10 protein-coding genes and 1 riboswitch are annotated in these 13,017 nt (G+C 72.9%); of the genes, 1 reads left to right on the plus strand and 9 read right to left on the minus strand.

The window, feature by feature from the left end; translation table 11 throughout:
- Positions 1–51: 51 nt before the first annotated feature.
- The 9 genes from eno to ACP4J0_RS00480 form a co-directional block, all read right to left on the minus strand.
- Positions 52–1,332 (minus strand): phosphopyruvate hydratase, encoded by a 1,281-nt coding sequence (eno, locus tag ACP4J0_RS00440; protein ID WP_426521279.1) that lies wholly within the window; start codon positions 1,330–1,332, stop codon positions 52–54.
- A 376-nt stretch (positions 1,333–1,708) separates the two neighbouring features.
- Entirely contained in the window at positions 1,709–2,452 is a 744-nt protein-coding gene (locus ACP4J0_RS00445; RefSeq protein WP_426596572.1) for a transglycosylase family protein, read from the minus strand.
- A gap of 3 nt (positions 2,453–2,455) precedes the next feature.
- Positions 2,456–2,622: riboswitch (cyclic di-AMP (ydaO/yuaA leader) on the minus strand.
- A gap of 183 nt (positions 2,623–2,805) precedes the next feature.
- Entirely contained in the window at positions 2,806–3,879 is a 1,074-nt protein-coding gene (locus tag ACP4J0_RS00450) for a transglycosylase family protein (RefSeq protein ID WP_426596573.1), read from the minus strand.
- Positions 3,880–4,024: 145 nt separating this feature from the next.
- Positions 4,025–5,425 (minus strand): cytochrome P450 family protein, encoded by a 1,401-nt coding sequence (locus ACP4J0_RS00455; protein ID WP_426596574.1) that lies wholly within the window; start codon positions 5,423–5,425, stop codon positions 4,025–4,027.
- 83 nt (positions 5,426–5,508) lie between these two features.
- Positions 5,509–6,504 (minus strand): nucleoside triphosphate pyrophosphohydrolase, encoded by a 996-nt coding sequence (locus ACP4J0_RS00460; protein WP_426596575.1) that lies wholly within the window; start codon positions 6,502–6,504, stop codon positions 5,509–5,511.
- A 140-nt stretch (positions 6,505–6,644) separates the two neighbouring features.
- Positions 6,645–7,292, minus strand: a complete 648-nt coding sequence (locus ACP4J0_RS00465) for a SurA N-terminal domain-containing protein (protein WP_426596576.1) — start codon at positions 7,290–7,292, stop codon at positions 6,645–6,647.
- 198 nt (positions 7,293–7,490) lie between these two features.
- On the minus strand, positions 7,491–8,981 hold the full coding sequence (gene pkaE, locus ACP4J0_RS00470; RefSeq protein ID WP_426596899.1) for a serine/threonine protein kinase PkaE: 1,491 nt from the start codon (positions 8,979–8,981) through the stop codon (positions 7,491–7,493).
- 38 nt (positions 8,982–9,019) lie between these two features.
- A complete protein-coding gene (locus ACP4J0_RS00475; protein ID WP_426596577.1) occupies positions 9,020–9,748 on the minus strand; it encodes a hypothetical protein in 729 nt (242 codons plus the stop codon).
- Positions 9,749–9,883: 135 nt separating this feature from the next.
- On the minus strand, positions 9,884–12,319 hold the full coding sequence (locus tag ACP4J0_RS00480) for an N-6 DNA methylase (RefSeq protein ID WP_426596578.1): 2,436 nt from the start codon (positions 12,317–12,319) through the stop codon (positions 9,884–9,886).
- A gap of 191 nt (positions 12,320–12,510) precedes the next feature.
- Here ACP4J0_RS00480 and ACP4J0_RS00485 point away from each other — a divergent pair, with 191 nt between their 5' ends.
- Complete coding sequence (locus tag ACP4J0_RS00485; protein WP_426596579.1) at positions 12,511–13,011, plus strand: hypothetical protein; 501 nt, start codon at positions 12,511–12,513, stop codon at positions 13,009–13,011.
- The last annotated feature ends 6 nt before the right edge of the window (positions 13,012–13,017 follow it).

Consider the following 13,017-nt stretch of genomic DNA (forward strand, 5'->3'; position numbering starts at 1 on the left):
ACGGGACCGGGTACGGGGACGTACGTACGACGCTGCCTCTCGGGGCCGCGGTCAGCCCTTGAAGCGCGGGAACGCGCTGCGGCCGGCGTACACCGCGGCGTCGTCGAGGATCTCCTCGATGCGCAGCAGCTGGTTGTACTTGGCGACGCGCTCGGAGCGGGCCGGGGCGCCGGTCTTGATCTGGCCGCAGTTGGTGGCGACGGCCAGGTCGGCGATGGTGACGTCCTCGGTCTCGCCGGAACGGTGGGACATCATGCACTTGAAGCCGTTGCGCTGGGCCAGCTCGACGGCGTCCAGGGTCTCGGTCAGCGAACCGATCTGGTTGACCTTGACCAGCAGGGCGTTGGCGGCGCTCTCCTCGATGCCGCGGGCCAGGCGCTCCGGGTTGGTGACGAACAGGTCGTCGCCGACGATCTGGACCTTGTCGCCGAGCTTGCCGGTGAGGATCTTCCAGCCGTCCCAGTCGTCCTCGAACAGCGGGTCCTCGATGGAGACCAGCGGGTACGCCTCGACCAGCTCGGCGTAGTACTCGGTCATCTCGGCGGCCGTGCGCTCCTTGCCCTCGAAGGTGTAGGAGCCGTCCTTGTAGAACTCGGACGCGGCGACGTCGAGCGCGAGGGCGATCTGCTCGCCGGGGGTGTAGCCGGCTTCCTTGATGGCCTCGAGGATGAGGTCGAGGGCCTCGCGGTTGGAGCCGAGGTTCGGGGCGAAGCCGCCCTCGTCGCCGAGGCCGGTGGCCAGGCCCTTGCTCTTCAGGACCTTCTTCAGGGTGTGGTAGACCTCGGCGCCCCAGCGCAGGGCCTCGGAGAAGGACTCCGCGCCGATCGGGGCGATCATGAACTCCTGGATGTCCACGTTGGAGTCGGCGTGCGAGCCGCCGTTCAGGATGTTCATCATCGGCACCGGCAGCAGGTGCGCGTTGGGGCCGCCCAGGTAGCGGAAGAGCGGCAGGTCGCTGGCCTCGGAGGCGGCGTGGGCGACGGCGAGCGAGACGCCGAGGATGGCGTTGGCGCCGAGCGAGCCCTTGTTGTCGGTGGCGTCCAGGTCGAACATCGCCTGGTCGATCAGGCGCTGCTCGGTGGCGTCGTAGCCGACGAGCTCCGGGCCGATCTGCTCGATGACGGCCAGGACGGCCTTCTCGACGCCCTTGCCCAGGTAACGGTTGGAGTCGCCGTCACGGAGTTCGATGGCCTCGAAGGCGCCGGTGGAGGCGCCGGACGGAACGGCGGCACGACCCGTGCTGCCGTCGTCGAGGCCGACCTCGACCTCGACCGTGGGGTTGCCTCGGGAGTCCAGGATTTCCCGGGCTACGACGACGTCGATGGACGGCACGAGCATCTCCTTCTTCAATGTGACGCTTCGGTGTGACGCGCGGGTCCACAGGACCGCAGCGGCTCTGCGGGACCGAGCCTAACCGGCTCCGGGCGATCGGCCAGCCGATGGCCCACCCGCTGGACAGAACCGAGAGTAAATTGTTTCCGAACGGAACAAAGACGTTTCCGCAAACCCGGCCGGATTCGGGGGCGGGAACGGAGCCGGGATCAGGGCGGGAACGGAGCCGGGATCAGGGCGGGAACGGGGTGCGGGATCAGGGCGGGAACGGGGTGCGGGGTCAGGGTGGAACGGGGTGCGGGGTCAGGGCATGAAAATCCCGCTCCGGCGCGTACGGGGGAACACGCGCCGGAGCGGGAGCAAGGGGAGCTGCTGCCTACTTCAGGTGCAGCTGCTGGCCCGGGTAGATCAGGTCGGCGTCGTCGACGATGTCGTCGTTCAGCTTGAACAGCTCGGCCCAGCCGCCCTCGACGTCGTGCTCCTCGGCGATCGAGCTGAGGGTGTCGCCCGTGACCACCTTGTACTCGCCGTCGCCCTTCTCGACCTTCTTGCCGGTCGGGGTGGTGACGGTCTTCTCGGCGGCCGGACGCTCGGCGGAGCGGGAGGCCTTCTGCTCGGCGGAGCGGTCGGCGCCGGAGCCGCTGCCCTGGCTCTGCGCGCTCTCGGAGCTGCCGGAGTCCTGGGAGGAGCCGGAGCCCTGGGAGGAGCCGCTGTCCTGGCTCTCACCGGAGCCGCCGCCGGTGTACGCGGCGTTCGACAGGCCGGTGCCGCAGACCGGCCAGGCGCCCTTGCCCTGGCCCGCGAGCACCTTCTCGGCGATCTCGATCTGCTGCGCCTTGCTGGCCTGGTCCGCGGTCGCGGCGTACTGCGTGCCGCCGTAGCCGGCCCAGGTGGAGGCGGAGAACTGCAGGCCGCCGTAGTAGCCGTTGCCGGTGTTGATGGACCAGTTGCCGCCGGACTCGCACTGGGCGACGGCGTCCCACTCGGACGCGGTGGCGGCGGAGGCGTTGCCGGCCGCCATCAGCGGGGCGGCGACGGCGGCACCGGTGACACCGGCGACGGCGATGACACGGGTGGCCTTGGACGGACGGCGGTGCTTGCCCTTGCCGGAAAACAGCATGGTTGATCCCCTCACCGACGCCTGCGAGGTGAGCTGTCGGGTTCGGGCCGGTTGAGTTGCCCGGCCGGGTTCCTCGCGGAACTCGGCTCCACCCCTAGCCGCTCCGGTTCAACTGCCCGGTGCGGCACTTACCTTGGGTCCCCCGCTCCTGCCTTCGGCGCTTGACGCGACGACTGTTCCCGGACGGCCGCTGGCAGGATTCGGCGTTGCGGCAGCCGGGGCCCGCGATGACGGGCGGTCATGACCGTAGTCACGCGCTCCGCGGATTTACAAAGACGATCACGGCTTCTGAGACCTATCTCTCACGAGATCCAAAACGGACATACGATCTCTAACCGTGACGCGAACTCCCCCTACTTTTCGCCCGATTCGCCCGTGACCGTGAGCGTCTGACCGGGCAGGATGTGGTCGGGGTCGGCGCCGACGACCTCCTTGTTGCCGGCGTAGAGCGAACGCCAGCCGCCGTCCAGCTCAAGAGAGTCGGCGATGCCCCAGAGGCTGTCGCCGGAACGCACGGTGTACGAGCCGTCCACGGCCTGGCGCGCGTCACCCTCACCGCGCGAGGCGTGCCGCCCCGACGACTCGCCCGTACGACCGTCCACCGCCCCCTCGTCGGCACTGCCGCCCCGGTGCCGGCCCGCGCCGGACTCCTCCGTGTCGGTGAGGGCCGAAGAGCCGTCATTCCGCCCCGGCTTGTCCGATTCGCCGGCTTCCTGGGAGGGCGTGGGTGAAGCGCCGGTGTTCTGCGGTTCGCCGCTCTCCGTGGACCCGGAGCCGGGGGACGTGTCGGACTTGGTCGAATCGTCCCCGCTGTCCGACGAAGGGTCAGCGGAGGGCGAGGAGGGCGAGGAAGGGGACGCGGGAGAGGAAGGAGCCGAAGGGGACGCCTCGGACGTGGGATCCGCCGGCTCCGTCGAACCGGACGAGCCGGACGAGCCGGTCGAGCCGGACGCACCGGAGAGTCCGGGAAGGCCCGACGGCTCTTTCGAGGTGTCCGATCCCTCCGACGAGCCGTCACCCGCCGTACCCGAGCCACCGCCGGCGGACGCCGAGCCGTCGCCCAGGCCCGCGAGCAGACCGCACGTCGGCCAGGCGGCGATGCCCTGGTCCGCGTGTATCTTCTCGGCGACTCTCACCTGCTGGGAGCGACTGGCCTGGTCGGCGCTGGGCGCGTACTCCAGGCCGCCGTACTGCTCCCAGGCGTCCTGGGACAGCTGCAGGCCGCCGTAGTACCCGTTGCCACTGTTCTGGCTCCAGGCGCCGCCGGTCTCGCACTCGGCGACCCGGTCCCAGCTCGCCCCGTCGGCCGCGTGGGCGCCGGTGGCGCCGAGGAGCGGGATCGCGATGGCGGAGCCGGTCACTCCGGCGGCGACGACCAGGGCGGGAGCCTGGCGGGGGCGGCGGTGACGACCGTTCCCGGAGAGCATGCGACGACCTTTCACGAGACAACGGGGACCGCGCGACGGGTGGTGCTCGGGGCGCCACGCTGATTCGTGAACGTATAGGCAGATGATCGCTTGTCACAAGTTCATGCCGCGCAGATCACGTGAAGATCACAGAGTTGAGCGCGTGTCACCTTTGCGTCGACGGCGGGCCGTCGTCGGCCGACGACGACGCGACCGGCGTGAACGAGACGGGCAAGGTGCGCAAACCGCGCATGATGAGTCCGCCGCGCCAGCGCAGTTCGGCCGGGTCGGCGGCGAGGCGCAGGTCCGGGAGGCGGGTGAGGAGCGTGCCGATCGCGGTCTGCCCCTCCAGCCGGGCGAGCGGGGCGCCGAGGCAGTAGTGGATGCCGTGGCCGTACCCGAGGTGCTGGCTGTCCCGGCGGGAGAGGTCCAGGGTGTCCGGGTCCGCGAACCGCTGCGGGTCCCGGTCGGCGGCGGCGAGGACGACGAGGACGGGGTCGCCGGCCGCGATCTCCTGCCCGCCGATGGTGAGCGGCCGGGTGGCGAAGCGCCAGGTGGCCAGCTCCACGGGACCGTCGTACCGCAGGAGTTCCTCGACGCCCGTCTCCAGCAGGCCGCGCTCGCCCGCGGCGAGGGACGTCTGCAGGCGGGCCCGCTGTTCGGGGTGGGTGAGCAGGGCGTGCACTCCGTTGCCCACCAGGTTGACGGTGGTCTCGAAACCGGCGAAGAGCAGGATGAAGGCCATCGCCGCGGCCTCGTTCTCGGTGAGGTGCTCGCCGTGGTCGGAGGCGCGGATGAGCCCGGAGATGAGGTCCTCGCCGGGGCCGGGTTCGGCCGGCAGGGCCGCGCGCTTGCGGTGGATGAGGTCGGCGAGATAGCCCCGCATCTTCTTCACCGACCGGGCGACCCCGCCCCGTGGCCCGCCGCCGTGACGGATCATCATGCCCGCCCACTCCCGGAAGTCGTCCTGGTCCTCGCGGGGTACGCCGAGCAGGTCGCAGATGGCGTAGATGGGCAGCGGGAAGGCGAACTCGTGGATCAGGTCGGCGGAACCCGTGCCGGCGAACCGGTCGATGAGGTCGTCGGCGAGCTCCTGCACCCGGGGTGCGAACTCGGCGACCCTGCGGGGCGTGAACGCCTTGCTGACCAGCCGCCGCAGCCGGGTGTGGTCCGGCGGGTCGATGTTCAGCAGATGGGTCATGAGCTCGGCTTTCCGCTCCCCCGGAATGCCGGTCTTGCCCTTGGCGTGCGCGGGCTCGTCGTGGTGCGCCGGGTTCTTGGACAGCCGCGGGTCGGCGAGGGCCTGCTTGGCGTCGGCGTACCGGGTGACCAGCCAGGCCTCCACTCCGCTGGGCAGCCGGGTGCGGTGCACGGGGGCGTGCTCGCGCAGCCAGGCGTAGGCGGGGTAGGGGTCGCTGGCGAACTCCCAGGTGAAGAGCTCGGGGGTGGGGCCGTCGGGCGCGGGGTCGCCCGACGTGGGGCCGTCGGGCGTGGAGTGGCCCGGCGTGGGGCGGTCGGGCGTGGGATGGCCCGGCGTGGGGCGGTCGGGTGTGGGGTGGTCGGTCACCCCTTGACCGTATCCGGGGGGCCGGAGGTGTTCCGGGCGCCGGTGTGCCTTCGGCCGCGGGCCCTGGATACTCGCCCTCGGTCTCAGTCCCCGGCGGCCTCCGCCACCCGGATCGCGTCCCGGTACGCCCGTGCCGCCGCTCTCAGGGCCGCCTCGGGGTCCGTGCCGCCGGCCTCGGCGCGTGCGGCCAGGGCGAGGAGTTCGTAGCCGATGCCCTCGCCGGTGGGGAGGGGGACCGGGAGGCCCGCGGTGCGGACGCGGGAGGCGAGCTTGGCCGCGAGGGCGAGGCCGGGCTGACCGAGCGGGACGCCCTCGGTGACCGAGGTGCGCTGCTTCTCGGCCGCCTTGGTGCGCAGCCAGTGCTCCCTGACCTCCTCGGGGGTGGAGGCCGTCTCGTCGCCGAAGACGTGCGGGTGGCGGTGGATCAGTTTGGCGACGATGGTGCCGGCCACGTCGTCGATGGAGAACGGGGCGTCGGGGTCGTCCTCGGCGATGCGGGCGTGGAAGACGACCTGGAGGAGTACGTCGCCCAGTTCCTCGCGGAGTTCCTCGCGGTCGCCGTCCTCGATCGCCTCGACGAGTTCGTACGCCTCCTCGATGGCGTACTTGGCCAGGCCCTTGTGGGTGCGTTCGGACGACCAGGGGCATTCGAGGCGGATGCGGTCCATGACCTGGACGAGGTCGAGCAGGCGCGCACCCGGAAGGTCGTAGGAGGCGGGGAGCAGCTCGAGGTCCGGCATGCGGACGCGGCCCGATCCGGCGAGGCGGGCCAGTCCGTCGGTGAGGGCGGGGTCGCCCTCACCGGTCGCCACGACCACCACCGTGCGACCGCCGGCGCAGGCGGCGACCAGTTCCTCGGCGGTCGGGGCCGCCTCGTCGACCCGTATGCCCGCCTCGCGCAGGTACGGCAGCTGCGGGTGCGTCGCGTCGGCGCACAGCACGCGGTCGGCGGTGCGCAGGGCCTGCCAGGCGGGCCAGGAGAGCAGGCCGGGGGCGACGCGATGGCTGGTGGTGAGGAGGACGACGCGGCCCGGGTCGGGGGAGGTGCCGGGGGTGGTGTCGGCGGCGGTTGCGTTCACCCTCAGAACGTAACGCACGCGGCCGACAGCCCCATGAGTTGTCCACAGGGCCGTTGTCCACAGGGCCGTCGTCCGCAGTTTCCACAGCCTGGCCGGTGGCCCGCAGGGCCCGTGCCGTCCCGGCAGGGCCCGCAGGGCCGTTATGCCGTCTGCCGCGTCTGCGCCGCCGTGATCTCCCGCACCCACGGCACCTCGGTGTCGACGCGGCTGCTCTTCTGGACGTCCCAGGCGCCGTAGCGCGGGTTGAGGTCGACGTCGAGCTTCTTGGACGCCTCGGACAGGGCCTGCCAGAACTCGGGCCGACTGGTGTCGGTCCCGAGGCTCTCGGCGAGCTTCTGCGCCTCCAGCTGGATGCGCAGGTTGTCGTCGAGACGGCCGGGGGCGACGCCGTACTGCTGCAGCCAGGCGGTCTCCAGCTGCTTGGCACCGCCGGCCTGCTCCTCGAGGCCGCCGCGCATCTGCTGGACGTCCTTGCGTGTGACGGTCACGCCCGCGTCCTGGGCGGCGCGGTGCAGGACCTGGTCGAGGACCATGCTGTGCAGGGTGTCGCGGGCGAGGCCGCCGGTGCGTGCGAGGACCTGCTCATACTGGGCGTCGTCCGGGACGGCGGCCCGCTGGGCCTCGCGCACCTCGTCGACGCGGTTCTCCAGCTGGGCGACGGTGATCCGCTGGTCGCCGACGACGGCCGCCGCGCCCTGATGCGCGTCGTTGCCGCAGGCGGTGAGCAGGGGCGCTGCGGCGGCGATCGCCGTGGTGAGGAGGAGCGCGGTGCGACGACGGCGGTGCAAGGAAACCTCCCGTTGGAGATTGCAACAACAGGTACGGCGCACGGCGCTTCCCACCAGGGGTGGTGATCGGGCGACGGGCGGGCGCACAAAGTCTTGCGGTGATCGATGGTAGGCAGTGGCCGGGCTCCGGCCAACCCATTCGACCAACGATTCACGAGGACTTCGGGCACCGCCGCGCCGTCCCCGGGGTGGCGGTCGTCAGCCGCGTACCTGGCCGAGCCACTGGAGGGTGCGCCGGATCTCGGCCGCGAGCGGGTGGCCGGGTCCGTGGACGCGCTCCACGTCGTGCAGCAGCCGGGCCAGCGTCTCGTGGGCGGCGGCGCGGTCGCCGAGGGCGAGGAGCAGGTGGCCGATGCGGCGGCGGACGTCGTGGGCGAGGTCGGGGTCACCGGCGACGTACTGGTTCTCGTAGTACGGCAGCAGCGCCCGGTACTCGGCGAGGGCCGCCGCCGGTTCGCCGAGCTGCTCCAGGCACTGGGCGGCGTCGTGGCGGTGGCGCAGGGACTGCGGGTCGGACTGGCCGGCCTCGGCGGCGCGTTCGTCGGCGAGGCGGCGCAGTTCGGGCAGGGCGCGCCGGTACTGGCCGTCGTCCATGAGGGTGGCCGCGTACTGCTTGCGCAGGGTGCGCACGACCGGGGAGCGTTCGCCGTGCTGTTCGGCGGCGGCGGGCAGGATCGCGCCGAGGATGTCGACGGCCTGGGTGATGCGGCCCTCGCCGAGGAGGCGTTTGACGTCGTCGACGGCGCGGGCGACGTCCGGTTTCCCGGCTTCGGCGGCGGGCGGCACGGGGGCCGGCCGGGGCGCGGGGGTGCGCGCACGGTCCGGCCAGGGGGCGTGCGGGCGTACGAAGGGGCGGGTGGGGTCGAGGGGACCGCCGGTGGGCATGCCGCGCGCGGGCAGCAGCAGCGCCAGGTGCTCGTAGACCTCCTGGGCGGAGGCGGGCCGGTGCTGCGGGTCCTTGGCGAGCAGGCGCAGGACCAGGGCTTCGAGCGCCTCGGGGACCTCGGGGCGGATGCGGCGCACGGGCAGCGGCGGTTCGTACAGGTGCCGGTGGAGGACACCGAGGGCGGTGGAGCCGGCGAACGGGACATCGCCGCTGAGCAGTTCGTGCATGAGTACGCCGAGGGCGTACAGGTCGGTGTACGGGCCGACCGCGCCGCCCATGGCCTGCTCGGGCGCCATGTAGGCGGGCGAGCCGATGGGGGTGCCGGTGTGGGTGAGGCGGGTGGTGTCGGCGTCCATGACGGAGGCGACGCCGAGGTCGAGGACGGTGACGGTGCCGTCCTGCTTCACCATCACGTTGCGCGGCTTGAGGTCGCGGTGGACGATCGGCACGGCGTGCACCGCGCTGAGGACGGCGCACAGCTGGGCCGCGACGGCGACCGCCCACTGCCAGGGGTACGGGTCGTGCTCGGCGAGGTGGTCGGAGAGGTCCGCGCCGTCGACGAACTGCATGACGAGGAACAGCTCCTCGCCCTCGCTGCCCGCGTCGTGCACCGTGACCAGGCCGGGGTGGTCGACCTGTGCGGTCACCCGGCACTCGCGCACGAACCGGCGGCGCAGTTCGTCGGCCTCCTGGCCGGCCACCTTGTCGGGGCGCAGAAGCTTCACCGCGACGCGCCGGTCGAGCCGCCGGTCGTACGCCGTCCAGACCTGGCCCATGCCGCCCTGCCCGATGAGCGTGGACAGCTCGTACCGGTCGGCGACGACCCGCCCCGTCGCCACGGTCACCGTCCGCCCTGGCTGTCGCCGTTGCCGTCGTGCTTGCGCAGGTAGTCGCTGAGCTCGTCGAGCTCGGCGCGGACCTGGTCGATGCGGGCCGGGGTGGGGGCGGGGGGCTGGGGCGGCGGGGTGGGAGCGGGGTGCTGGGGCGGCGGGGCGGGAGCGGGGTGCTGGGGCACGGACGTCTGGGTCACCTGAGCCTCGGGCATCGGCGCGTGGGGCATCGGCGCGTGAGGCATCGGCGTATGGGGCATCGGCGTATGGGGTGCTGGGAACCCGGGGTGCGCGGGGCGGTTGGCCGGGGGCTGCGGTACGAGCGTGGGCGCGTACGGTCCCGCGGGGTGCGTCTGGCCGTAGGGCGCGGCGAACGGGTGACGCGGCGGCGCGTAGCCGCTGAACTGCCGTGGTGCGGCGTGCAGGCGTATGTCGACGACGAGGAAGTACGCGCTGGCCGCCGCTCCGATCAGCAGGAGGGCGACCATGGCGACGTCCGTGCGGGGGTCGCTCTCCGGCAGCTCACCGACCACGGCGAGGCAGCCGATGGACACCGGCAGGCTCAGCCAGGCCACGGCCCAGTCGAGCCCGCGGCCGCGCAGCACGGCGATCCGGAACAGCGGGACGCAGGCGAGCAGACCGCACGTCAGAAAACCGGCGGCGGCGAACAGCACGCGCAGGGTGATGACGGTGGCCGCGCCGCGTGACGGCGGCGGCCCGGCGGCGCTGTTGCCGTACATGACTGCTCCTGGACGATGGTGCCTACGTGCCGAACGGACGAACGGGCCGTTCAGTGTGAAAGTCCGAGCGTATAGGCCGGGACCGACAGTGGTCCCCGGTTGTACCGAACCGTTGCCGTACCGATCACCGCGAGGTCACCGACCGGGTGCCACCGTGCCGTCCGTGAGCCCGTCGTACATCCCGCGTACGAGCTGCTCGCCGAGGCGGCCCGCGAGCCTGAGCGCCCGTTCGAACTCGTCGAGGGCGCGGAAGCGGGCGCCGTAGCGGTGCTGGGCGTCCAGCGGGAGCCGGGGAAGCTGGAGGCGGCGGACGTCGAGGCGGGTGGCGGTGGAGGCGTAGCTGCTGGCCTGCCGGTTGTTGGCGGTGCCGCGCAGGAACCCGGCGAGGAACCAGGGTTCGAGCGCGGCGGGGTCGGGACGCAGGAGGACGAGGTTGCGGCCCAGGACGGCACCGGCGGTGTCGTCGTCGACCACACGCGTGACGGAGCCGCCGCCGAGGACCGGGACGACGACGTCGCCGGGTTCGGTCAGTACGGCCTCCTCCTCGCTCTCGGGGAGGGTGCCGGAGGGGCCGGTGCCGGCGAGCACGTCGTGGTCGGTGAGTACCGGCACGCGCGCGTGGCCGCCGTTTCCGCCGGTGCGCAGGAGCAGAGCGCCGCCGCGGGCGAGTTCACCGACGGTGGTGAGCGGCCAGCGGGGCACGGGCTGCGCGGTGTCGGCGGCCTCGGGCCGGAGGCCGGCGGCCGCGGGGGTGAGGTCGGGGGCGGCGGGGGTGACGTCGGGGGCCGCGGGGGTGAGGTCGGTGGTCAGGCGCAGGGTCTCGCCGAGGCGCTCCCGTACGTCCGCGAGCCGTCCGGCACCGTCGGTGGCCGTGGGGGGCGGCAGGTGGCGGGCGGGGGCGAGGTCGACATCGTCGTCGAGGAGCTCGATGACGGGCAGGGAGCGGGCCAGGCCGGGCCGGTCGCCGAGGCTGCCGTCCCGGTCGAAGTCCCGCCAGGCGTCGAGCACGGCACTCCGCACGGCCTGCCAGTCCGGTCCGCCGCGCCCCTCTCCGGTGAACCGTCCCACGTCGGCGAGGAGCACCTCGGGCTGCGCGGACGCCTTCTCCGGCCTGCGCAGCACCCACAGGTGGAGCGGGATGTTGTACGGCGGGGCCGCGCCGACGGGCAACGCGACCACGGCTCGCAGCGCGCCCCGGCGCAGCAGATCGGCGCGGATGCGGCGGCCGGAGCGGCGGGAGGCGGCGGCGGGCGGCATGAGGAGGACGGCCGTGCCGCCGTCCCTCAGGCGGGCGAGCGCGTGCTGCACCCAGGCCAGCTCGGACTCGGTGCGGGCCGGGAAGCCGTACTCCCAGCGGGCGTCGTAGGCGAGTTCGTCGTGGCCCCAGTTGCGTTCGTTGAACGGCGGGTGGCAGAGGACCGCGTCGGCGCGCAGCTCGGGGAAGCCGTCCGCGCGCAGGGTGTCGCCGACGGCGCCGCGCACGGTGGCCCGCGTGTTCAGGGCGAGCCGGAGTCCGGTGAGCGCGGCGAGGTCGGGGGCGCTGTCCTGGGCGTACAGCCGCTGATCGGTCTGCTCGGGGCGGGGGGCGGGGCCGTGGGGCGCGGCGGCGCGCAGGAGGGCGCCGGTTCCGCAGGCGGGGTCGAGGACGGTGCGGGCGGGGCCGGCGAGGTCCGCCATGAGGCGGGCGAGGTCGGTGGGGGTGAGCGTGTACTGGCGGGGGTTGGCGTCGAGGTGCCGGCCGAGCAGGAACTCGAAGGCCTGCCGGGCCCCGAGCTCGGCGGCCAGTTCGGCGGTGCCGCGGAGGAGGGGCGCGGAGACGAGGACGGCGGGGCCTGTGGGGGTCTGGAGGACGGGGGCGGGGGCCAGGGCCGGGGTCGGGGCCGAGGCGTGGGCCTGTGCGGGAGCGGGGGCCGGGGCGGGAGCGGGGGCCGGGGCGGGAGCGGAGGCCGGGGCGGCAGCGGGGGTGTGAATCGTCGGTGAGGTGTTCACAGAGTCCGGCGCCTTCACGGAGTGTTCCGTGTGAACCGGGGTGACCGCATGGTCCCCGGTGGACGTATTCACGGCGCTCGACGCCGACGCCGACGCCAGCACCGACATCGACGCCCCCGCCCTCGCGGGGGAACCGGCGGCAGCGCTCGGCGCGCTCCCACCGCGACCGCCACGCCCCCGGCGCGCCACGCCGAAGCGCGGCGCCAGTACCCCGTCCAGCGCCTCGGGGAGCATCGCGGCGAGCCGTTCGTCGGAACCGGCGCTCAGCTCCAGCCAGAGCGTGGGGCGGTCGTGGATCAGCAGCAGGACGCACCCGGCGTGCGTGAGCGCGGTGCCCGGGCCTTCGGGATGGCCGACGAGTTGCTGCCAGACCCGCTCCCGCAAGGGGACCTCGGCGAGTTTGCCGTGCTCGCGCAGCCAGCCCTCCACCTCGGCGAGGGCGAAGGAGGGACTGGTCTCGGTGCCCCCGACCGGCTTGGGGAAGTCGGCGTGCCGACGGCGCCAGTTGCTGACGGCCGCGCGGCCGACGCCGGCGAGCCGCGCGATTCCGGCGGCGGTCACTTCTGTCGCGTTGTCCTGCACCCGCACGGCCCCCTCGTCGATGGTGTGACGCCGAGCATACCGACGCAAGCGAGTTCACATCGATTCACGCACGTGTACTCCCAAGACGTTGTGAACTTGGTTGACTCGGTTCACAAGCTCTGGTCTTATTGACACCGCGAACGAGCAATCGCCGGGAGGTGGCGGTTGCCGCATGGGGAGGGAACAGAGTCATGGGCATGAAGACCAAGGTCGCGCTGGGTGCTGTCGTGGGTCTCGTCGTCATCGGCGCGGTGTCGGCGAACTCCGGTGACGGGAGCGGCGACGGCAAGAGTGACAGCCGGACCTCCGCGAGCTCGGGTGAGAAGTCCGGTGGTGCCGCGTCGGGCGGCACGGGCGGCACGAGCGGCAAGTCCGACGCGAAGCCCGCCGAGGACAAGGCCGTCGAGAAGGCCTCCCAGGCCGAGCAGTTCAAGGCGTTCGTGCAGAAGAACGGGACGGCGGCGGAGAAGGACGCCGTCTCCCACGTCACCAAGGTGCAGGGCGCCGACGAGCAGAACGACATCCTCGATGCCGCCGACGTCTACACCGACTTCACCGGCGGCATCATGGGCGAGGCCACCGGTCCCGCCAAACTCATCGCCTCCGCGTTCGCCGACTGGAAGCAGAGCGAGAACGGCCTCGTCACGATCTACGATGCCGAAGGCGAGCTGCTCGGCAACGGCAACTTCTGACGCCGG

Origin of the sequence: Streptomyces sp. WG7, from assembly GCF_049975785.1 — a bacterium.
Classification (GTDB): Bacteria; Actinomycetota; Actinomycetes; order Streptomycetales; family Streptomycetaceae; genus Streptomyces.